This window comes from Flavobacterium algoris (assembly GCF_048158525.1).
Taxonomy (GTDB): domain Bacteria; phylum Bacteroidota; class Bacteroidia; order Flavobacteriales; family Flavobacteriaceae; genus Flavobacterium; species Flavobacterium algoris.
Genome location: NZ_JBLNKT010000030.1, coordinates 1 through 23,329 on the forward strand (window position 1 = coordinate 1; position 23,329 = coordinate 23,329).

Annotated in this window: 15 protein-coding genes; 6 read left to right on the forward strand and 9 right to left on the reverse strand. The window is 33.8% G+C overall.

Annotated elements, in window-relative coordinates; genetic code table 11:
- Nucleotides 1–32: 32 nt before the first annotated feature.
- From ACM55I_RS13570 to ACM55I_RS13580, 3 genes are all read right to left on the reverse strand, one after another.
- Nucleotides 33–341 (reverse strand): transposase, encoded by a 309-nt coding sequence (locus ACM55I_RS13570; protein WP_416847413.1) that lies wholly within the window; start codon nt 339–341, stop codon nt 33–35.
- Between the two features lie 170 nt (nt 342–511).
- Nucleotides 512–850, reverse strand: a complete 339-nt coding sequence (locus ACM55I_RS13575) for a transposase (protein WP_416847383.1) — start codon at nt 848–850, stop codon at nt 512–514.
- Between the two features lie 145 nt (nt 851–995).
- The gene (locus tag ACM55I_RS13580; protein ID WP_416847384.1) at nt 996–1,343 is read right to left on the reverse strand and encodes an ISAon1 family transposase N-terminal region protein; all 348 of its coding nucleotides are present in this window, start codon (nt 1,341–1,343) and stop codon (nt 996–998) included.
- 601 nt (nt 1,344–1,944) lie between these two features.
- On the opposite strand from ACM55I_RS13580, the gene ACM55I_RS13585 reads away from it, so the two are divergent.
- From ACM55I_RS13585 to ACM55I_RS13595, 3 genes are all read left to right on the forward strand, one after another.
- Complete coding sequence (locus ACM55I_RS13585; protein ID WP_416847385.1) at nt 1,945–6,747, forward strand: gliding motility-associated C-terminal domain-containing protein; 4,803 nt, start codon at nt 1,945–1,947, stop codon at nt 6,745–6,747.
- A 62-nt stretch (nt 6,748–6,809) separates the two neighbouring features.
- On the forward strand, nt 6,810–7,727 hold the full coding sequence (locus ACM55I_RS13590) for a PorP/SprF family type IX secretion system membrane protein (protein WP_416847386.1): 918 nt from the start codon (nt 6,810–6,812) through the stop codon (nt 7,725–7,727).
- A gap of 17 nt (nt 7,728–7,744) precedes the next feature.
- Entirely contained in the window at nt 7,745–9,613 is a 1,869-nt protein-coding gene (locus ACM55I_RS13595; RefSeq protein WP_416847387.1) for an OmpA family protein, read from the forward strand.
- An 88-nt stretch (nt 9,614–9,701) separates the two neighbouring features.
- Here the strand turns inward: ACM55I_RS13595 and ACM55I_RS13600 are convergent, their stop codons facing one another.
- Nucleotides 9,702–10,283: a MiaE family protein gene (locus ACM55I_RS13600; RefSeq protein ID WP_416847388.1), complete on the reverse strand. Its 582-nt coding sequence runs from the start codon at nt 10,281–10,283 to the stop codon at nt 9,702–9,704.
- 112 nt (nt 10,284–10,395) lie between these two features.
- On the opposite strand from ACM55I_RS13600, the gene ACM55I_RS13605 reads away from it, so the two are divergent.
- A complete protein-coding gene (locus ACM55I_RS13605; RefSeq protein WP_416847389.1) occupies nt 10,396–11,637 on the forward strand; it encodes a glycosyltransferase in 1,242 nt (413 codons plus the stop codon).
- A 56-nt stretch (nt 11,638–11,693) separates the two neighbouring features.
- Here the strand turns inward: ACM55I_RS13605 and ACM55I_RS13610 are convergent, their stop codons facing one another.
- From ACM55I_RS13610 to porU, 5 genes are all read right to left on the reverse strand, one after another.
- Nucleotides 11,694–13,334: a pyruvate dehydrogenase complex dihydrolipoamide acetyltransferase gene (locus ACM55I_RS13610; protein WP_416847390.1), complete on the reverse strand. Its 1,641-nt coding sequence runs from the start codon at nt 13,332–13,334 to the stop codon at nt 11,694–11,696.
- An 8-nt stretch (nt 13,335–13,342) separates the two neighbouring features.
- Nucleotides 13,343–14,341: a pyruvate dehydrogenase (acetyl-transferring) E1 component subunit alpha gene (gene pdhA, locus ACM55I_RS13615; protein WP_416847391.1), complete on the reverse strand. Its 999-nt coding sequence runs from the start codon at nt 14,339–14,341 to the stop codon at nt 13,343–13,345.
- Nucleotides 14,342–14,484: 143 nt separating this feature from the next.
- Nucleotides 14,485–14,967 (reverse strand): cytidine deaminase, encoded by a 483-nt coding sequence (gene cdd / locus ACM55I_RS13620; protein WP_416847392.1) that lies wholly within the window; start codon nt 14,965–14,967, stop codon nt 14,485–14,487.
- A 77-nt stretch (nt 14,968–15,044) separates the two neighbouring features.
- The gene (gene porV / locus ACM55I_RS13625) at nt 15,045–16,214 is read right to left on the reverse strand and encodes a type IX secretion system outer membrane channel protein PorV (RefSeq protein WP_416847393.1); all 1,170 of its coding nucleotides are present in this window, start codon (nt 16,212–16,214) and stop codon (nt 15,045–15,047) included.
- 38 nt (nt 16,215–16,252) lie between these two features.
- Nucleotides 16,253–20,083, reverse strand: coding sequence for a type IX secretion system sortase PorU (gene porU / locus ACM55I_RS13630; protein ID WP_416847394.1), 3,831 nt, complete (start codon nt 20,081–20,083; stop codon nt 16,253–16,255).
- Between the two features lie 210 nt (nt 20,084–20,293).
- Here porU and gldJ point away from each other — a divergent pair, with 210 nt between their 5' ends.
- Complete coding sequence (gldJ, locus tag ACM55I_RS13635) at nt 20,294–21,979, forward strand: gliding motility lipoprotein GldJ (protein ID WP_416847395.1); 1,686 nt, start codon at nt 20,294–20,296, stop codon at nt 21,977–21,979.
- Nucleotides 21,980–22,044: 65 nt separating this feature from the next.
- Nucleotides 22,045–23,328 (forward strand): UDP-N-acetylmuramoyl-tripeptide--D-alanyl-D-alanine ligase, encoded by a 1,284-nt coding sequence (locus tag ACM55I_RS13640; RefSeq protein WP_416847396.1) that lies wholly within the window; start codon nt 22,045–22,047, stop codon nt 23,326–23,328.
- Nucleotide 23,329 lies beyond the last annotated feature (1 nt).

Consider the following 23,329-nt stretch of genomic DNA (forward strand, 5'->3'; position numbering starts at 1 on the left):
AAGATTAATGGATCAAGTGCAAAAGTTGGGGATTAGGCAAAAAGATTAGATAATCTGAATAAGAAGAAATCAATCTTTCTCACTCCTCTAAATTGACTTCTAAAAGCTTTTATTTTGGCGTTAAAAGATTCTGCAGAAGCATTTGTACTTCTGTTGTCAAAATAGTTTAAGATTGACTGGTAATTAAAAGTTATCGTATTGAGCAGAATATTAAAGTTTTTAAAACCCGATTCCTTTATATTTTTATGCCAGTGCGCCAGTTTGGTCATTCCAATGTGTTTATCATTGTTGTTATTGTAAATACCTCGAAGTTGTTGGCTTAAATTATAGGCTTTCTTTATATCTGGAAATAAGGCAAATAAGACTTGAGCTCTTTCATTTTGACTCTGGGTCTATTTTTCGCGAGATTTATAAAGTAGATATCTACTTCTAGCCAAAAGTTGTTTTACAGAATCACCATTAGGTAGGAGCTCCGCAATATATGTTCTATTCTCTATTTTTGGATGTAATATCAATTGATTCCTTCCCATCGATGTTTGATCCTTATCTCATACAAGGCTTCCAATGCTAATTTCTGAACATGAAATCTATCGGTTACCTGTAATGCTTTTGGGAAGCAACGTTTTGAGATTAACTTCATGGAATTAGCCATATCAAGTGTTGTCTCTTTGACACAATTTCTTTTTTTATAATCAATCTTACAGATGTGTTCTATAACCTTGTCAGCCTTGGTCCCGGCAACAATAGCAACCAAAGAACCTTTTTTACTTTTGAATTTCTTGTTGGTTAAAATAGTGTAAAGTTCTCGTTGAGACAAAGCTACTTCGTCAATTGATAAATGCGTGCCCATATTTTCAGGGTAAAGAATCCATTGATGGGCGTGTTCTCGTGGAGTCCATGTATTAAAGGAACTCAGGTATTTTTTATACTGTCTTTTGAGTTTCTTTCCGATAACTCCGAAGAAACCTCCAATAGTGTGGCAGTCGGTAGCGCTATTATCGATTAATTTCTTTTAAAAAAGCCGCAAACTCTTGAGTCATGCGGGTTCCTTTGGCTACTAACTGCCAATCTCTTTTAATAATTTCTCCGGTAGTTTTATTGGTCCAGCGACGTCTTTTGATGTGTAGATACACAAACTTACCTCTTAAAGGAAAATCCTGAATGGTAATCTCATCTAAAAAGCCCTTAGACACTAACTCAAATGCATTAAACTCTTGTGGAGGCTTGACTTTCTCCTTAAAATACAGGTGTAATGTTTCTTCTGAATTATTGGTAGAAACCATTTCAAAGTGTTCTACTAAAAAATCAGGTAGCATAAATTTCAAAAGATCTATAGGAGTCATCTCTAATTCTTAAATTGCAAATTTCTCGTTTTTTTCGACATTTCATCCCCAGGTTTTATTCTTTATCCGATATGCAAATAGAAAAGGATCAATCCCTTAGTTTCTCATAACGATGCTACCTTGTAATAAACCTGTTTTTTAAAGGGTTAACTAAAAAAATTTAACGATTATCTTTTGTAATAATAACTTTATAGTTTCGCTTTGTGAATCTTGTTTCAGCATCTGATTAGGAAATATAAATATTTCCTCTTAATATTTCCTCACAACTTTTATAATTGATCCAAATTTAGTTTGTATCAATTATTATGATTAGTATTCTTTAAGTGTATTTTTTAATTAAATCAAATAGATTTTAGACCATTTCAAAATAAGCTATATGGGAGTATAATTTATTGATTGATAATTAGTTATTTGTGTTTTGATAATTTGTTTGCAATTGTATTTCGATGTGAATATTAGGTCAGATGTTAATAATTTAGTTAAAATTTTATTAAATTTTAACTAAATCACTGGGAATAAATTTCTACTTTTATTTTTTTTAAATTATTAATCATTTAGTTATAGCTATTAGTAATTATATATTAACAACAAAATTCATTTTATGAAAAATAAATTACTTTTATTTTTACTATTTCATTTGTTATTGGGGAATAAATTAATTGGAGAAAATTTGGCAGATGTTGTAAATATCCAAAATGCAAATTTGAAATCAATAACTACAATTATTCCTTCGGATACAATAAAAAAATATAAAAAGACATCTAAGAATTCAAAAATTACTGCTCTTTTATCTCCTCCTTCTACTATAGCAGGAAGTTCTTGTGGAGACGGAATTAGCCCGTCTCAGGTTAATGTTTACGCCTTCGGAAATAGTAGTTCTGAAACTATAGAGTGGTTCGCATCTCAAAGTTCAGTGAGTCCAATATTTACTGGTAATATCTATAGTCCAAGTATTATTACAACTAAAACGTATTATGTGCGCAGCCGATTAGGAAGTGATACTAGTACGCGTGTACCAGTTGTAGCATCAATTTATTTCACACCTCCGGCTGTTACTTTATCGGCTTCTCCAGCTAATAATACCTCAAGTCCACTATGTTTGGGGACATCAGTTACTTTTACAGCATCAGGTGGAGCTGATTTATTTGAATTCTCAGTTGATGGGGTTGTTGTGCAACCGATGTCTACAAGTAAAATTTTCACAACTAATCTTCTAACTGATGGACAAGTTGTAAGAGTGAGAACAAGATATCAGGTAAGTATGGATGGGACTATTACTGAAAAAACATGGGGAACAGGAGCCTTGGAAGATAATTTTCTTTCAGCATCATTGTCTACTAATGCTTCGACGGGCTATGTTAACTCATTAAAAATTAGTGCTTCCGAAGATGAATTGGTTTTAGGTATTGCGGGTAAAGTTTTAAATAATAGAAGTTTATTATTGTTTCTTGATACAAAATCTGGAGGATTTAATGTGTCAAATTATGGTGACGAGGCAAATTCAGATCCTTTAGTTCGATCTTTTAATCTTTTTAATAATAATCCAAGTACATTTGATTCGTATTTTCAAGCGGATTATTGTTTAGTTATTTCTACAGATGCTGGAGAGACTAATTATTATGCAAATGTTGTCGAATTAAAGACGGGTACTTCTATTAAAACTTATTTAGGAAGTGCTTCTACAGGCCTCCCCTCAGCAGTAATGGGTGTTAATAAAAATAATGTTGGAATTAATGATTATAATCTTGGTTTTGAAGTTGAAGTTTTAAAATCTCTTATTGGTTATACAGCAGGGGATATTAAGTTTTTTGGATTAACTATGAATGATAAAGAAGATGGTAGTCAAACGGTTACCAATTCTTTTTTAAGTCCAGAAAGAAGTAGTAATTTAGATTATGGGATTGGTTCAGTAGATTATAATTTGAAAGATCCAAATCCAGTTGTTGTTTCCTCTGCTGCATTAACACCTTGTTATTCTGAGGCAAATATTATGATGAATTTTGTTTCTATTCCAACAACCGCTAGTGTGATTCAACCTACATGTGCTTTGCAGTCAGGGATAATTGTTATTGCGGCACAGCCGGGTGTAGAATATAGTATAGATGGTGTAACTTATCAAAATTCTAATGAGTTTTCGGGATTGACCCAGGGAAATTATACAATATATGTAAGAAATAAATTAGATAATTCTTGTGTTCTTTCTTCAGTAGATCCTATTATAATTAATGCAATTCCAAATCCTCCGGTTGTACCAACAAATATCAGTGTCATACAACCAACTTGTGGAACCCCGTCAGGAAGTATAGCGATAGCAACCCAATCTGGCGTTGAATACAGTTTGGATGGAATAACTTATCAGTCATCGAATACCTTTACAGGATTGGCGCCTGCAGATTATACATTGTATGTAAGAAACCTTGCTGATAATACATGTGTCACCCCATCGGCTTCCGTAACAACAATTAATGCAATTCCAAATCCTCCAGTTGTACCAACAAGTACCAGTGTTGTACAACCAACTTGTGGAACTCCATCAGGAAGTATAGCGATAGCAACCCAATCTGGCGTTGAATATAGTTTGGATGGAATAACTTATCAGTCATCGAATACCTTTACAGGATTGGTACCTGCCGATTATACATTGTATGTAAGAAACCTTACTGACAATACATGTGTCACCCCATCGGCTTCCATAACAACAATTAATGCAATTCCAATTCCTCCAGTTGTACCAACAAGTACCAGTGTTGTACAACCAACTTGCGGAACTCCATCAGGAAGTATAACGATAGCAACCCAATCTGGCGTTGAATATAGTTTGGATGGAATAACTTATCAGTCATCGAATACCTTTACAGGATTGGCACCTGCAGATTATACATTGTATGTAAGAAACCTTACTGACAATACATGTGTCACCCCATCGGCTTCCGTAACAACAATTAATGCAATTCCAAATCCTCCAGTTGTGCCAACAAGTACCGGTGTTGTACAACCAACTTGTGGAACTCCATCAGGAAGTATAGCGATAGCAACCCAATCTGGCGTTGAATATAGTTTGGATGGAATAACTTATCAGTCATCGAATACCTTTACAGGATTGGCACCTGCAGATTATACATTGTATGTAAGAAACCTTACTGACAATACATGTGTCACCCCATCGGCTTCCGTAACAACAATTAATGCAATTCCAAATCCTCCAGTTGTGCCAACAAGTACCAGTGTTGTACAACCAACTTGCGGAACTCCATCAGGAAGTATAGCGATAGCAACCCAATCTGGCGTTGAATATAGTTTGGATGGAATAACTTATCAGTCATCGAATACCTTTACAGGATTGGTACCTGCCGATTATACATTGTATGTAAGAAACCTTACTGACAATACATGTGTCACCCCATCGGCTTCCGTAACAACAATTAATGCAATTCCAATTCCTCCAGTTGTACCAACAAGTACCAGTGTTGTACAACCAACTTGCGGAACTCCATCAGGAAGTATAACGATAGCAACCCAATCTGGCGTTGAATATAGTTTGGATGGAATAACTTATCAGTCATCGAATACCTTTACAGGATTGGCGCCTGCAGATTATACATTGTATGTAAGAAACCTTGCTGATAATACATGTGTCACCCCATCGGCTTCCGTAACAACAATTAATGCAATTCCAAATCCTCCAGTTGTGCCAACAAGTACCGGTGTTGTACAACCAACTTGTGGAACTCCATCAGGAAGTATAGCGATAGCAACCCAATCTGGCGTTGAATATAGTTTGGATGGAATAACTTATCAGTCATCGAATACCTTTACAGGATTGGCACCTGCAGATTATACATTGTATGTAAGAAACCTTACTGACAATACATGTGTAGCCCCATCGGCTTCCGTAACAACAATTAATGCAATTCCAATTCCTCCAGTTGTACCAACAAGTACCGGTGTTGTACAACCAACTTGTGGAACCCCATCAGGGAGTATAGCGATAGCAACCCAATCTGGCGTTGAATATAGTTTAGATGGAATAACTTATCAGTCATCGAATACCTTTACAGGATTGGTACCTGCCGATTATACATTGTATGTAAGAAACCTTACTGACAATACATGTGTTACTTCTTCGGGCTTAGCTATAACAATTAATGTAGTGCCAGTAATATTAGTTCCAACAACTACTAGTGTAATTCAACCAACATGTGCAACTCCATCAGGAAGTATAGCGATAGCAACCCAATCTGGCGTTGAATATAGTTTGGATGCAATAACTTATCAGTCATCGAATACCTTTACAGGATTGGCACCTGCAGATTATACATTGTATGTAAGGAATCTTACGGACAACACATGTCTAAATTTATCAACCTTACCAGTAACAATTAATCAAATACCAACTCCTCCAGTTGTACCAACAATGGTAAGTACGCTTCAACCAACATGTGCTGTACCCTCCGGAACTATAGTAGTAGCTGCACAATCTGGTGTCGAGTATAGTTTGAATGGAACAACGTATCAAACTTCAAGTATATTTTCTGGATTAGCTCCAAATGATTATATCATATATGCAAGAAATATTGCTGATAATACATGTTCTGTTCAAAGTCCTTTAAATGTAACAATCGATCCTCTTCCTCCATTACCGTTAACACCAACATTGGCACAAATTACACAGCCAACTTGTTTACAACCTATGGGTAGAATTCAGATTACTGCACAAGCGAATGTTCAATATAGTTTAGGAAATGGATATCAAGACGATCCAGAGTTTTTAAATTTAGCACCCGGAAAATATACAATGAGTGTACGATTTACAAATAGTATTGCTTGCATCAGTACTGGTTCTCAAATAACTATTAATCCTATTCCACCACAAATTCAATTTCAAATTTCAGGAGAATGTGATTCTAAAGATTATGTTTTAACTGCAAGTCCAATTGCATCTTCGTATGATTCAAGCAATGTGGATTATCAATGGAAAGATAGTACTGGAGCTCTTATTGGAACAAATTCTAATGTTTTAAATGTATCTGATGTGATTGCATCTACCTCAGGGCAAGAGGTATTTCCTATTAAGTATAGTTTAACTGTAAAATCGATTGCAACTGGTTGTGAAACAACTGATAATGTTACAATTGAATCTATTTATTGTAATATCCAAAAAGGAATTTCTCCTGATGGTAATGGGTCAAATGACTATTTTGATTTAAGATTAATGGATGTAAAAAACTTAGAAATATTTGATAGATATGGTATTAAAGTTTACAATCAGACTAATTATATTGATCAATGGAAAGGCCAATCCGACAGAGGAAATGAGCTTCCAAGCGCAACCTATTACTATGTGATACAATTCAATAATGGAGAAACAAAAACAGGTTGGATTTATTTAATCAGAGAAAAATAGTAATTAATAAATTTATAGTTTATGAAATTTTCATAAACTAATAAATCGAAAAATAAACAGATATGAACAAAATATTTTTGACGTCTCTTTTGGTTCTTATTACCTACATGGATGTAAAAGCGCAACAAGATCCACATTATACCCAATATATGTATAACATGAATGTAATTAATCCAGCGTATGCAGGATCAAAAGAAAATATTTCTTTTGGTCTTTTGTACCGAAAACAATGGGTAAATATAGAAGATGCTCCAACGACCTTTAGTTTTTCGGGACATACACCCGTAGGTAAAAATGTTGGTTTAGGGTTGTCGTTTATTTCTGATAAAATAGGTCCGGTTACGGAACAAAATGTATACGGCGATTTCTCTTATACTTTGAAATTAGGAGATGTACAACGATTAGCTTTTGGATTGAAAGCTGGTGCCTCTTTTCATAAAGTAGGACTTAGGGACATACAATCTAGTTTGCCAGATCCTTCTGAAGGTATTTTTGGAGAAGATATAAATGACGTGGCATTAAATTTAGGAACAGGTGTTTTTTATTACACGGATAAATATTATGTATCATTGTCGGTACCTAATATGTTAAAGGCAGCACATTTGGATTATAATGGGCGCGAATACGGTTCGGATGTATCTCACTATTTTTTAACAGGAGGATATGTGTTTGACCTTAATTATGAGTTGAAATTTAAGCCTTCTTTTATGTTGAAGTCTGCATTTAATGTAAAACCTTCTCTCGATCTTTCTGCCAATTTTTTATACCAAGAAAAGTTTGAAATAGGTGTTACATATAGATTAGAAGATAGTTTTGGAGCAATGATTAATTTTGCAATAACACCGGAATTAAGAGTAGGTTATGCTTACGATCATGTTATTTCGGATTTAAAAGTTACTGCGCCATCTTCTCATGAATTCATATTGTTATATGATTTGTTTGTTCCTAAAAAAGTTTCACGTTCTCCAAGATTTTTCTAATATTAAATTTATAATTAATGAAAAAATATACCGTATTGTTCTTTTTTGTGCTCAATGTAATTTCGCTTACAGCACAAAATAAAGATACCAAGAATGCAGATGAGTTATTTGACAGATATGAATATGTTCAAGCGGTTAAAGAATATTTAGCTTTAGTCGAAAAAGGGAAAGCAGATGTATATGTGTTTAAGCAACTTGGAGATAGTTATTATAACATGTATAATTTTGTTGAAGCTGAAAAATGGTATAGGCAAGCTGTAAAAACTAAACAGGATGCAGAAATATATTATAAATATGCTCAGGTGTTAAAATCTAATGGGAAGTATGCAGAATCTGATGCTCAAATGAAAGTATTTGCAGTTATGTTACCAAATGATGAAAGAACCAAGGTATTCAATGAAAACCCAAATTATCTCTCTAAACTTGAACAGAAAGAAAAATTATTTATACTTGAGAAAATAAATATTAATTCTGAAAAATCTGATTTTGGAGCTGTACTTTATAATAATGTGCTCTATTTTGCAAGTGCAAGAAATGAAAATGGAAAAATCTATGGATGGAATAACGAACCCTATTTAGATCTTTATCAATCAAATTATAAAGAAGAAAACGCGACTTATTCAGAGCCAAGATTAATTTCAGAATTAAACACAGTTTATCATGAAGGTCCTTTGACGATGACAAAAGATGGTACTACAATTTATTTTTCTAGTGAAAGTTTTAAAGACAAGCTATTTGAAAAAGATAAAGAAAAAAAAATAAAATACGGGCAGGTAAGTTTGTATAAAGCTGTTAAAGAAAATGATAAATGGACTGGAATTATAGCACTTCCATTTAATAGTAAAAGTTATTCTACCGGAAATCCATCTATTGACAAAGAAGGAAAATTTCTTTATTTTGCTTCAAATATGCCAGGATCAATTGGAGGAACTGATATATGGAAAGTAGCAATAAATTCTGATGGGAGCTTTGGTTCACCCGAAAATTTAGGAAATAAAATAAATACGGTTGGGGATGAAAATTTTCCTTTTATTGCGGATGATGCTGTTTTGTATTTTTCTTCGAATGGTCTAACAGGTTTTGGAGGTTTAGATGTTTTTGCTGTAGACTTAAATAAAAATGGGGTGCCAAATAATATTGGAAATCCTGTAAATACAGAAAAAGATGATTTTGCATTTACATTTAACAAGGAAAAAAATATTGGATATTTGTCCAGTAATCGATCTGGTGTTGATCATATTTATAGTGCAGTTCCAGTTTGTAAAGGACAAATTTTAGTGATAGTAAAAAATTCGAAAAATAATGCTATTTTAGCTGATTCCAGAGTAATTATTTTAGATGAAAATAATACTATTTTAGATACTAAAATATCTAATGAAAAAGGGGAAGTCTCATATGAAGTTGATTGCCAAAAGCCATATTTATTAGAAGTTCACAAAGATGGATTTATTACTAAATCATTTCCGGTTTCTAAAATTGAAAAAGGGACTGTGAGTATTGATGCTGCTATAGATCCAATTGAGGTTATAGTAACTGAAAAAGAAATTATATTGAATCCTATATATTTCGAATACAATAAAAGTAATATAACTAAACAAGGAGCTAAGGAACTCGATAAATTAGTTTATGTAATGTCACAAAATGATAAGTTGGTTATTTATGTTAAGTCTCATACAGATTCAAGAGGTAGTGATGAATATAATTTAGATCTTTCGGATAGAAGAGCTAACGCTACTATACAATATATCGTTTCAAAAGGAATTAGTGCTGATAAAATATCAGGAAAAGGCTTTGGTGAATCGGAACCAAAAGTAGCTTGTGGAGATAATTGTACTGATGATGAGCATGCCTTAAACAGACGTTCAGAGTTTATGATTATTAAATAAAATTTAATCGGATTATAACAAAAAGAGGATGTTCAATTGGATATCCTCTTTTTGTTTATTGTAAAATTAGTTAAATTTTTATAGTTTATTAACCATGAATGGTTTCATTTTTACCATAATTAGTAATGATGGAAGTTTCAAATTCAATCCATGCTGCCCATCGTTTGTCTACGTCAATATTATCAGCATATTTTCGTGCAAATCCTAAGAAAGTGGTGTAATGTCCAGCTTCCGAAATCATAAGATCACGATAAAAAATAGCTAATTCTGGGTCTTTTATGTTTTCGGATAGGACTTTAAAGCGTTCACAACTTCTGGCTTCAATCATGGCAGAAAATAGCAATCGATCGCATAAAGCATCTTTTCGGCTACCATCTTTTTTCATGAATTTGAAAAGTTCATTTACATAATGGTCTTTACGCTCTCGTCCTAAAGTTAAACCTTTACTTTTTATTAAATTATGAACTAATTGGAGGTGGTCTAATTCTTCTTTAGCAATAATCAGCATTTCGGTTACTAATTCTTCTAATTCAGAATTGTAAGTGACTAAACTTATCGCATTTGAGGCTGCTTTTTGTTCACACCAAGCGTGATCAGTCAAAATTTCTTCGATATTTGATTCGACAATATTTACCCAACGTGGGTCTGTGGCTAATTTTAATCCTAACATTTTATTGGAATTTATTTAGGGCAAAATTAGTGTTTTCTTACTGATTTTTTCTTCGAAATGATGGGATTGCCATCAAAATAGCATTATTTTGCAAGTATAACTTTATGTAAATATGAATCAAGTTCAAAAACTTTTAATTATTGGTTTTGTTTGGCCAGAGCCCAATTCATCGGCAGCTGGAGGAAGGATGATGCAATTGATTTCACTTTTCAAAGAGCAAGGTTTTAGCATTACGTTTGCAAGTCCTGCACAGGATAGTGATTTCATGGTTGATTTAGAACAACATGAAGTTGATAAAAAATCAATTGAGTTAAATAATTCTAGTTTTGATATTTTTGTAAAAGAACTGAATCCAACTGTAGTTTTGTTTGACCGTTTTATGATGGAAGAACAATTTGGGTGGCGTGTTGCCGAAAATTGTCCTAATGCATTACGATTGTTAGATACTGAAGATTTACACTGTTTACGCTTAGCACGACAAAAAGCATTTAAGGAAAATCGGTTATTTAGCGTGACTGATTTGTTTCTTGAAGATATTGCTAAACGAGAAATTGCCAGTATTTTACGTTGTGATCTGTCTTTGATGATTTCTGAATTTGAAATGGAATTATTGGAATCTGTATTTAAAATCGATAAGGCGTTGTTCTATTATTTGCCTTTTTTATTGGAACCAATCAAGATTGCTCAGCTTCAAGAATTACCTTTATTTGAAGAACGAAAAAACTTTATTTTTATCGGAAATTTTCTTCATGAGCCTAATTGGAATGCGGTTCAGAACTTAAAAGAAACGATTTGGCCTTTAATTAGAAAACAATTACCAGAGGCGATTTTGAATATTTATGGAGCCTATCCTTCGCAAAAAGTATTGCAATTGCATAATGTTAAAGAAGGTTTTTTAATAATGGGTCGTGCGAATGACGCTCCAGAAGTTGTGAAAAATGCCAGAGTTGTTTTGGCTCCTTTGCGTTTTGGTGCCGGTATAAAAGGAAAATTATTGGAAGCGATGCAATGCGGAACACCAAGTGTTACTACAACTATAGGTGCCGAATCAATGCACGGAGATTTGCCTTGGAATGGTTGTGTTACGGATGATATAAAGGATTTTGCTGATAAGGCGGTAAAATTGTATCAAGACAAGACGATTTGGCTTAAAGCCCAACAAAATGGAGTCGCAATTATCAATCAGCGGTATTTGAAAGAATTATTCGAGGATGATTTTGCAAAAAAAGTTGAGATGCTACAAACGGATTTACAAAAACATCGTTTGACTAACTTTATGGGAGCGATGTTGCAACATCATACTTTAAAAAGCACAAAATACATGTCGCTTTGGATTGAAGCTAAGAATAAATAAAAAAAATCCCGTCAAGTTTATAACAAGACGGGATTTGTATTTTAAAGACCAAGTTATTACGCAAGCATCGTAACTGGATTTTCTATAAATTGTTTCAATGTTTGTAAAAATTGTGCTCCAGTCGCGCCATCAATTGTTCTGTGATCGCAAGCCAAAGATAACATCATTGTATTTCCCACTACAATTTGGCCATTTTTCACAACTGGTTTTTCTACAATAGCTCCTACTGAAAGGATTGCAGAATTCGGTTGGTTGATGATAGAATTGAATTCAGTAATACCAAACATTCCAAGATTAGAAACGGTAAAAGTACTTCCTTCCATTTCTGTAGGTAATAGTTTTTTGTTTTTAGCTCTTCCTGCAAGATCTCTTACGTTTCCACCAATTTGAGATAAACTCATAGTATCTGTAAATCGTAATACAGGAACTACTAGTCCGTCTTCAACAGCAACAGCAACGCCAATATTCACGTGATGGTTAATGATGATGACATCTTCTTTCCACTGTGAATTTATTTTTGGATGTTTTTTCAATGCTAATGCACACGCTTTTATCACCATATCGTTAAAAGATACTTTTGTATCTGGAACGCTATTGATGATCACTCTTGATTTCATTGCCTCATCCATAGTTACCTCGATTACTAAGTTGTAATGTGGCGCTGTAAATAAAGATTCTGCTAAACGTTTCGCAATGATTTTTCGCATTTGCGAATTCTTGATTTCTTCCGTAAAAACTTCTCCTGCTGGAACAAAAGGTTTTGGAGCAGCAACAGTTTCTGTTTTGGCTGTTGCAGCAACCGGCGTAGCAGTAGTTTGTGGTTTGAAGTTTTCGATATCACTTTTTACAATACGTCCGTTTTCACCTGAACCTTTCACTTGAGTCAATTGAATTCCTTTGTCAGTAGCAATTTTCTTTGCTAGCGGTGATGCTAAAATTCGTTGTCCGTCCGTTGATGCTTCTTGTGCAATTGGTTCAGCTGCTTTTTCAGCCGGTGCTGCTTTTGCTTCTTCAGTTGCAGCAGCCTGTGGAGCTCCTCCAGTTTTATAATTTTCAGCAATACCGCCAATGTCAGTTCCTTCAGGTCCAATGATGGCTAAAAGACTGTCAACGGGTGCCGTATTTCCTTCTTGAATTCCTATGAATAATAGCGTTCCTTCGTTGAAAGATTCAAATTCCATTGTTGCTTTATCGGTTTCGATTTCAGCAAGAATATCACCTTCGGTAATTTTATCACCTACTTTTTTCAACCAAGTAGCAACGGTACCTTCGGTCATGGTATCGCTCAATCGAGGCATAGTAACTACGATTACTCCTTGTGGTAAAGAAGCTGGAGTTGCAGGTGCTGCAGTGGTCTCTTCTTTTTTAGCTTCTGGAGCAGTTGCTGTTTCGGCAACAGGTTTAGCTTCTTCAGTTGCAGGAGCTGCTTTTCCAGTTATTAAAGCTGAAACATCTTCGCCTTCATTTCCTATGATTGCTAATAGAGAGTCTATGGGTGCAGTTTCTCCTTCTGGAATGCCAATGTATAAAAGAGTTCCTTCGTTGAAAGACTCAAATTCCATTGTTGCTTTATCGGTTTCAATTTCTGCAAGGATGTCCCCTTCGCTGATTTTGTCACCTACTTTTTTTAGCCAAGCCGCTACCGTTCCTTCCGTCATCGTATCGCTCAAACGAGGCATAGTTATTATTGTTGCCATAATTGATTTTATAGTTTATGAGGTAAAAATGGATAGTTTTCTTGGTCGTATACTACGTCGTATAATTGTTGGATTTCAGGATAAGGAGATTCTTCTGCGAATTTTACGCATTCTTCCACTAAACTTTTTACCCTTTGATCAATTGCTTCGATTTCTTCCTCAGTAGCGTATTTTTGATCTTTAATTACATCTAAAACTTGTGTAATTGGATCTATTTTTTTGTATTCTTCAACTTCTTCTTTTGAACGGTATAATTGTGCATCAGACATAGAGTGTCCTCTGTAACGGTATGTTTTCATTTCAAGAAAAGTCGGTCCGTCACCACGACGTGCTCTATCAATAGCCTCAGTCATAGCCTCAGCCACTTTTACAGGATTCATTCCGTCAACTGGTCCACAAGGCATTTCGTATCCTAAACCTAGTTTCCAGATATCAGTATGATTTGCAGTTCTTTCTACAGAAGTTCCCATAGCGTAACCATTGTTTTCAACGATAAATACTACCGGAAGTTTCCATAGCATAGCCATATTGAATGCTTCGTGCAAAGAACCTTGACGAGCAGCTCCATCACCAAAATAGGTCATAGTAACACCGCCAGTACCATTGTATTTATCTCCAAATGCCAATCCGGCACCTACAGGTATTTGTCCTCCTACAATTCCGTGACCACCATAAAAACGGTGTTCTTTTGAGAAAATGTGCATAGAACCACCCATTCCTTTAGATGTTCCTGTAACTTTCCCCATTAGTTCAGCCATTACTCGTCTTGGATCAACACCCATTCCTATTGGTTGAACGTGATTTCGATAAGCGGTAATCATTTTATCTTTTGTCAAGTCCATGGCGTGCAATGCACCTGCCAGAACGGCTTCTTGACCATTATATAAGTGTAGAAATCCTCTAACTTTTTGTTGTATGTATAATGCTGCAAGTTTGTCCTCAAACTTTCTCCAAAGCAGCATGTCTTCATACCACTTTAAATAAACTTCTTTTGTAACTTCTTTCATCTGAATTAATTCTTTTGCTAAAGTGTTATTGTATTATCAATTGGTACCATAACGCAAAATAGTTTCCTCCCACAAATTTGCGAATCGCAAAAATAAGACATTCCAGCTAAGAAGTAAAATTTATACGCTAGTTTTTGGTTTTTTTACAAGAACTTTTTGTCAAACAGGAATGGGAGCAAGTTTTTTAGGGATGCAGATTTGTAAATAGCTCCTATTTCTCCCATGAAATAGATTTCTATAGGGGTATCTTGTTTTATTTCATATTCTGCGATTGATTGCCTACAAGAGCCACAAGGGGGAATGGGGACAGTCGTTTTATTTGTGTCTGAAGCAGCTGTTATGGCCATTTTTAAAATTTTTGCATCAGGATAAATTGCTCCTGCTTGAAAAATTGCTACACGTTCTGCACAAAGACCAGAAGGATATGCTGCATTTTCTTGATTTGAACCGAGTACAATTTTTCCATTGTCTAAAAGAATAGCGGTGCCGACTCTGAATTTAGAATAAGGAGCGTATGCTTTCTTTCTAACAGCTATTGCTTGTTCCATTAAACTTATTATGTCATTTGGTAAGTCTTCAACGGAATCAAAGACATTGAATTGTGTAGTAATGGTAATTTCTTTCATTCGTTTTACAGGAAAAAAAATCCAAATTTCACCGATATGAAATTTGGATTTGTTGTTATGTTTAAAATTTACTTTATTTAATATTCATCATACTTGTCGCCAAAATTGAAAGTAAGTGAAAATCTAAGTGTGTTTTCCAAAGGGTTTTTTACTTTCGATGCAGAGAACAAATAAGAGACATCCACTTTTACAATTGTATATTTAAATCCTGCTCCAAGAGAGAAAAATTGTCTCGCTCCTTTTAAAGGACTTTCGTGAAAATATCCCATTCGCATGGCAAATGAATCTTGGTATAAATATTCAGCACCTGCTGCATAGGTGAATTCTTTTAATTCTTCTTTAAATCCATCTGGAGCATCACCAAATGATTTAAATACGCCGGATACCCAGCTAATAGAACGATAATCTTGTTGGTTTTGAGCTCTTTCTTCGCTGGTAACTGTTCCGTCTCCATTTAAATCTGGGTTTTGTGGAGTGGGTACTAATAATTTATTGAATTCTAGATTTAAAGCTACTTTATTATAATCGTCTAATATGAAATCAAAACCAGTTCCTATTTTTAAATTTGCGGGTAGAAAATTAGTGCTGAATTCAGTATTGTCATAGCTTATTTTTGGGCCTAAATTTTGAATATTAAATCCAGCCCTCCATCTTCCGTTGAAGTCGGTGTAGGCTATTTCTTCTGATTGATAGAAACCGGCAATATCAACAGCAAATGAACTCGCTGGGGAAGCATCAGTATTCTCATCTGCCACTTTTAAACTAGAATGAATATATCGCCCAGCAACCGCCATAGAAAACTTTTCGCTTAATTTTAAAGAGTATGACCCGTCAAGAGCAAATTCATTTGGAGAGACTATTCTTGGTATTTCATCTGCATTGCCAGTTTCGCGAAGTTCGATGTTACCTAAGCCAAAATACCGTAAACTTCCCGCAAAAGCACTTCGTTCGTTAACTTTGTTATAATAAGTTAATTGCCCCAGTGAAATGTCATTTACTAAAGAAGTAAGATAAGGAGTATAGCTGACCGAAAAGCCTTGTTTGTCTGTTGCAAAAGCATATTTTGCGGGATTCCATTGTTGTGAGAATGCATCAGAAGATGATGCGACACCTATATCAGCCATACCTGCTGCTCTTGCATCGGCAGATACTAATAAAAATGGAACTGCTGTTGTTATGACTCTATCTTGCGCTTTAGCTAATGAAACTATAAATAAACAGATAAAGACCGACGTAATTTTTTTCATTATTGTAAGAATATAGGTTAAACAAATATAGTGTTTTATTAAAGTATTACAAGTTTTTCAAACTTTTCAACCTTTTTATTTGTCAAGTTCGATTTCACTGTGAGTTTGTAAATATAAACTCCTTTCCCAATTTTGCTGCCAAAATCATCTTTCCCATCCCAAGTGATTTCTTTTGATAAAAAACCTTCGGTTAAAACAACTTGGTTTTTGCTCCAAACCACCTTTCCTGTTATCGTCATAACTTGAACCTGGACGTCTAACGCTTCATAAGGTCTGTTATGCGTAAACCAAAATTCAGTGTAATTAACAAATGGGTTTGGATAATTCAAGACATGAGTCAATGTTATAGTTTCATCACCAACTACTACAAACTGAATCTCAGTAATTATGGGGTTATTATACACATCCCATGCTTTGAAAGTTATAGTATGCAAGCCGACTGATAAATTACGTAGCGGAAACCGAAGTGTTCCACTAGTGTAATCATCTAATTTTGTTTGATAATAATCATTTAAAATGTAAGGATTATTCACATCGCCATCTAATATTGCAACAATGTCATGACCAATTCCACTGGCTGTGTTTATACCATTTTCATCTTCAAGAAAAGCAAGTAGGAAAGGCGATTCATTAGTTGTGCCTCCCGAAACAAAAGTTTCGTCATTCATATATAACTTAACTCTTGGACTAATATTGTCCGCAACGGCATTTTCGTTAATTCCACCTACTTTTATGCTAGTGTTATAACCAGTTTGGTTTTCTAATATTTGATTTTTTTTAGCATAAAAACTGATTCTTCCATTTGCTAGCGGGATTCTAATGTCTCTTGGGACAACAAAGCTAAACTCAAATTTACCATTGGTAACGGATGCATTGCCTCTAAAAATAGTTTCGCCCAAAACATTGAAATTAATAGGGGCGCTATTTCCATCATTATTAAGTGTTGTTCTTGGAATAATTTTGTCAAAAATGGTTGTGGAGACTTCCCCATTGTAGTTCGATAATAAATTGTTGTTTTCGTCCGTAATTTCTCCAGTCAATTTAATTTTGGCTAATGATTTGAAATCATCAACGGGTTGTGAAATGGAAACATCATTTACTTTAGTAAGACTTATTTTAGGTTTTGGTATAGCAAGCATTAATGCGGGATCGCCAATATAAAAAACTACATTAGTTGCTGAATTTGGGTTGCTGTTTTTGGAAAGTCGCAATGTTTCAGCAATGGAAGTATATTGGTTAGAGCCAAATGACAATAAATTTTCAGAAAGAATATCATTGAAATTTTCCGCGTTATATTGACCTATTGCACGTATGGTTGTAATCATTGCAATGGCTCCACCTTTAGGATTCCAGTAGGTATATTCGCCTGCAGTTGGTCTGGAAGGATTGTCAAAACGGGAAAATTCACAAGTGATGGTTATAAATAAGGGATATTTGTATTGGTTGCTTAAATTTTGGCCGTCTGATTTTTCCCAAATGCGTTCGCTTGATAAACCATCTTCTCCGCCATGTCCTAAATAATTAAATACTAATGCTCCTTTTTCGAAAGCATTAAAAAGATCAGTTCTCGCTTTTGGGTATCTAAAACCTCCTGCGGAAGCTTCTTGAACATAGGAATCCAATATTATTTTATTGACATTCAAAAATGGTTTTTCGGTAGCAATGATATCTGCTAAGTTGTTTTGACGGGTTTGAAGACTTGCATCCGAAGATTTATCGGCATCGTCTGAAATTAAAACAAAATTATTTCTCCAGCTTCCGTATGATTTTAAATCATAGTATTCTATAACTTTATTTACCATTTCATCAGCTTGTGTGGCATCATTTACAAGCATTCTTCCAACTGCAATATCAATTCCTCCAAAATAGGAAACTATATTTCCTTCATTAGCATCCATCAATCCAAAAAAATCATCGGAAGCAAAGGAAGTTTCCCCCGAAGTATTACTGCTTAAGGAATGGTAAATAGGAACTACATTGGTGTTGTTTGTAATTCGGTTTTTGAAATCATAGGAAGCATCGCCAAAAAGGTTTACGTATTTTATTCTTTTATCAGCTGTCGATGCGTTTTCATAAATATATTTCACACAATTTCTAATAGCAGAGATATCCTGTTTTCCTGATGAAAATTCTTTGTAAATGGATTCAAGGGTGATTACTTTTACATTTAAATTAGAATTGGTACGGTGGAAATTAGCTAATTTTTCAGCTTGTGTCGTTAGGGAATTTGGAGTTATAATTACATAATCAATATCTTGAAACTGGCCTTGGTTGTTTTTAAAAAGTGTCCCTTTTAAGTTTTGATTGTTAATTTTTATTTTACTGTCTTTTAAAGGAGTATAATAGTCTGAAGCATCAATTGCGATGTATTTTCTTAGTTCACCCAAATTAGCTTTGAATGTAAAGGAACTTTGATTTGAATTTTCAATTTTGGTTACATTGAATAAATCAGTTACGTCCCAAATTTGAGAAATGCCAGTTGCATTAGCAATGGAATAACTGACTACGCCAAGGCTTGAATTAGATAAGTCGTATTGAAAAGTAAATTGTTTTCCATAACCTTGAAGTTTTCTTTTGGCGATAAGCCGAATGTTATCTAAATATCCTTTTGAACCAGGCACACTATTGTTATTATAGGTTAGCTTTATTTTTACATTTTCGGAACCATTAAAAGTACTGTTTTTTGGTAAAAATCCTAAATTAAATTCGGTATCTGAATTGGTATTTAAAGATGCAAATGATATGGTTCCTATTTCTTGACCATTTGCTGCTACTTTGAATGAGGTAGGAGTAAAAGCAGCAGAAGCAGTTGTTGCCATAATTTTTATTGGCGTTGTCGAATCGTAGTTTGGAAAATTAAATTCAAATTCCTGTTCCTGATTGATGTCAAACGATTCGCCGAACCATTGACGTCCAAGATGTACAATATTTACAAGATCTAGTTCATGGTATTGATGATCATCAAATGTGTCTAATGTGAATGAGCTGTTTCCTGTAGGTTGGGGCATTTCAGGAATTCTTTTTCCATCGTCACCTTGAATTGTTACGTAATAATAGGATTTTGTATCGTACAAGTTGTTGAAGGTTTGACTTTCTTCATTCCAAGTGTCTAATCCTTCGGCATAAAATAAAATATAATCCTCGTTATTGAAAACACCATCGCTTTCGCCAATAATTTGAATAGGATTTTCGGTTAAATCGGATGGGTAATAAGCACTGTTTGATAAAGGCAACATTTTACCTCCATTGCCGTAAATTTTTATTTTTTTTGGGTCAATACTGTTTACGTCGAGTCCTAATTGTTGCAAAAAGCTTTTAGAAATTTTATAAACACCAGATTTCTCTACGTAAAATTGATACCAATCTCCAGAGGCTAAAATGGAATTAGAAATAGCGCTAGTGCTTTTATTGGATTGTAAAACTCTGGAAGAACTGCTTTTAATACTATAAGAAAATGATTTAATTCGTTTGTATCCAAAGTCATCTTTTACAATAGGAGATAAGGAGAGAAAGGCTTGTTTGATATCTCTTGAATTAGTGTTTTTTAGTGAAGGATTCGGCGTTTTTGGAATGTTTTCCAAAGCCAATTCGCCAAGCTGAGGAGTTGGAATTGATTCGTATACTATATTTGTAATTTGGAGGTCGTTTTCATCAAATGAAGCGGATTCTGATATTTTAAGGGTGTAAATTATTGCTTTTTTTGAAAAATCGAAATAATAACTATTCCCACTAAATTGAGGGACAGCAACTTTGAAATCTCCAAAAAACATTTCCTTTTTTTCTAACCATTCGATGGTTACATCACCTTTAATTTGTGCAAAAGAAACGAAAGAAATTAGGGATAAATAAACCAGAATTATTTTTTTCATTGTTTTTTAAACGTGATATAAAGTGAATTGTTATTAATGAGTAAAAATAAATCATTTAGTGTTATTGTAAATAATAAATATTATAAATTTGCGTTTCTATTGTATGATTTTCTGATAAAATTTAGAGAATTAAATTTATTAAAAAAGGATGTTGTCAGTTAATGGTTAATTATTATATTGCGGCACCTAAATTATTACCGACTAAAGAGTATGAAAGTAAACAAAATTATGACCTTGCGATTGATGATATCAATGATTTTGATAGTAGGTTTGGCGAGTTGCAGTAAAAAATCCAGCTCAAAAAATGCATCAAGAGCTACAGGTTGGAATGTAGACAGTAAAAAAGGTTCTAGCAGTAAAAAGCAAGAAGCAGGACCAGGTTTGGTTTTTGTTGAAGGTGGTACATTTACAATGGGAAAAGTTGAAGATGATGTTATGCATGATTGGAATAATACTCCTACACAACAACATGTACAGTCTTTTTATATGGATGAAACTGAAGTTACAAACTTTATGTATTTGGAATATTTAGATTGGTTGAAAAAAGTATTTCCTCCAACTGAAGAAAATTACAAAAATATATATGAAGGTGCTTCACCAGATACCTTAGTTTGGAGAAATAGATTGGGTTATAATGAAACAATGACCAATAATTATTTAAGACATCCTTCTTATGCAAATTATCCTGTTGTAGGTGTTAATTGGATTCAAGCAGTTGAGTTTAGTAAATGGAGAACGGATCGTGTGAATGAAGCGATTTTAGAAAAAAACGGATACCTTAAGAAAAATGCAAAAACTAATGATGTAAGTGCAGAAAGTTCTTTTAGTACTGAAACCTATTTGAATAGTCCTACATTGACTTATGGAGGTAATGAAGAAATTGTTTTAAAAGGAAGAAAAGGCGCTAGAAAAGCACCAAAAGCGGGGAAAGACGGTAAGGTTATTGAAGAAAAAAATATATATGCACAACGTTCTTCTGGAATTATACTGCCAGAATACAGACTTCCTACTGAGGCAGAATGGGAATATGCAGCAGCAGCCGATGTTGGACAAAGAGAATACAATATTTACAAAGGTCAAAAGAAATATCCTTGGTCTGGTAGTTATACCCGTTCTGGAAAAAGACAAAGTAAAGGAGATCAATTGGCCAATTTCAAACAAGGTAATGGTGATTATGGTGGAATAGCAGGATGGTCTGATGATGGTGCTGATATTACTAACGCAGTAAAAAGTTATCCAGCTAATGATTTTGGTTTGTATGATATGGCAGGAAATGTTGCCGAATGGGTACAAGATGTTTATAGACCAATTATTGATAATGAATCGAATGACTTTAACTATTTTAGAGGAAATCAATACACTAAAAATAAAATTGGAGCTGATGGTAAAGTAGAAATTGTAACTAAAGAAAACATGGAGTATAAAACTTTAAGCAACGGTAAAAAAGTTGCAACTAGTTTTCCTGGTCAAATTGCTCAAGTTCCAGTTGATGAAAATGAAACCTATTTAAGAACAAATTTTGATAAAAGTGATAATATCAATTATAGAGATGGTGATAAGCAGTCCACCAGATATTATAATTTTGGATCTTCTGAATCGGATAACGAAAAACAAAAAGAAGAAAAAATCATGTACAATTCTCCTAAACACAATGTCACGACTGACAGTTTAGGGAAAATGGTTAGAAAATATGACGTTTCCAGTAAAAGAACCACTTTAATAAATGATGATGTAAGAGTTTATAAAGGAGGGTCTTGGAGAGACAGAGCGTATTGGTTAGATCCAGCTCAAAGAAGATATTTTCCACAAGATATGGCAACTGATTATATTGGATTTAGATGTGCGATGTCAAGAGTTGGGCCTAAAGCAGATAAGAAAAAATCAGCAAGAAATTAATTTTTATATATAATAGTAATAAAAGCCCTTTGATTAGGGCTTTTATTTTTTTAAATCGTTTTTAAATGGATATTAATTACATTCATAGTTTATTTTTAAAATGTAAATCGGTTTCAATTGATACACGTAAAATTGAGCCAAACTCATTATTTGTCGCTATAAAAGGAGATCGTTTTGATGCTAATACATTTGCTGCGGAGGCATTAGAAAAAGGCGCATCTTATGTTATTATTGATAATAGCGAATACTTTATTGACCAAAGAACTATTTTAGTTGAAGACAGTTTAATGGCACTGCAAGAATTAGCTAAGTTTCATAGAACTTATTTAAAATTACCTATAATTGCTCTTACAGGTAGTAATGGAAAGACAACAACAAAAGAGCTTATTAATGTTGTTCTTTCAAAAAAATACAATACCAAGGCAACAATTGGTAATTTGAATAATCATATTGGAGTGCCGTTGACTTTACTTTCTTTTAATTCAGAAACTGAAATTGGAATTGTAGAAATGGGAGCAAATCATAAAAAAGAAATTCAATTTCTTTGTGAATTAGCCAAACCGGATTATGGTTATATAACTAATTTTGGTAAAGCTCATTTAGAAGGTTTTGGTGGGGTAGCAGGTGTTATTGAAGGGAAAAGTGAGATGTATCACTATCTTTTTGAGAACGATAAACTAGCTTTTATAAATTTAGAAGATCCAATTCAAGTTGAAAAAGCAAAAATATTGAAATCATTTTCTTTTGGCATTAATAAAGAAAATGCTAATGTGAATATAACGGGTGTAAAAGCGAATCCATTTGTAGAAATAAATTATTCCAATGGTACAATTGCATCTCATTTAATTGGATTGTACAACGCTAATAATATTAATGCGGCACTTGCTATAGGGAAATATTTTGAAGTTGAGGATAATGCGATTAAAGAGGCTTTAGAAAGTTATATTCCTGAGAACAATAGATCACAGCTATTAACCAAAGGAACTAATCAAATTGTTCTGGATGCCTATAACGCTAATCCTAGCAGTATGAGTGTTGCTATTGCCAATTTCATACAATTGGACAATCCAAATAAGATTATGATATTAGGTGATATGTTTGAGTTGGGGCAGGAAAGTCAACAAGAGCATAAAGCAATTGTAGCAATGCTTTTGAATGAAAAAAATGTAACCAGTTACTTTATTGGTAAAGCATTTTATGACAATAGAATTGATGAAAACAATTTTCGTTTTTATGAGTCATTTGAGGCTTTTGCAAGTCATTTAAAAGAAACTAAAATTGAAAATAGTACTATTCTAATAAAAGGTTCCAGAGGAATGGCTTTAGAGCGGACTTTAGATTTCTTGTAAT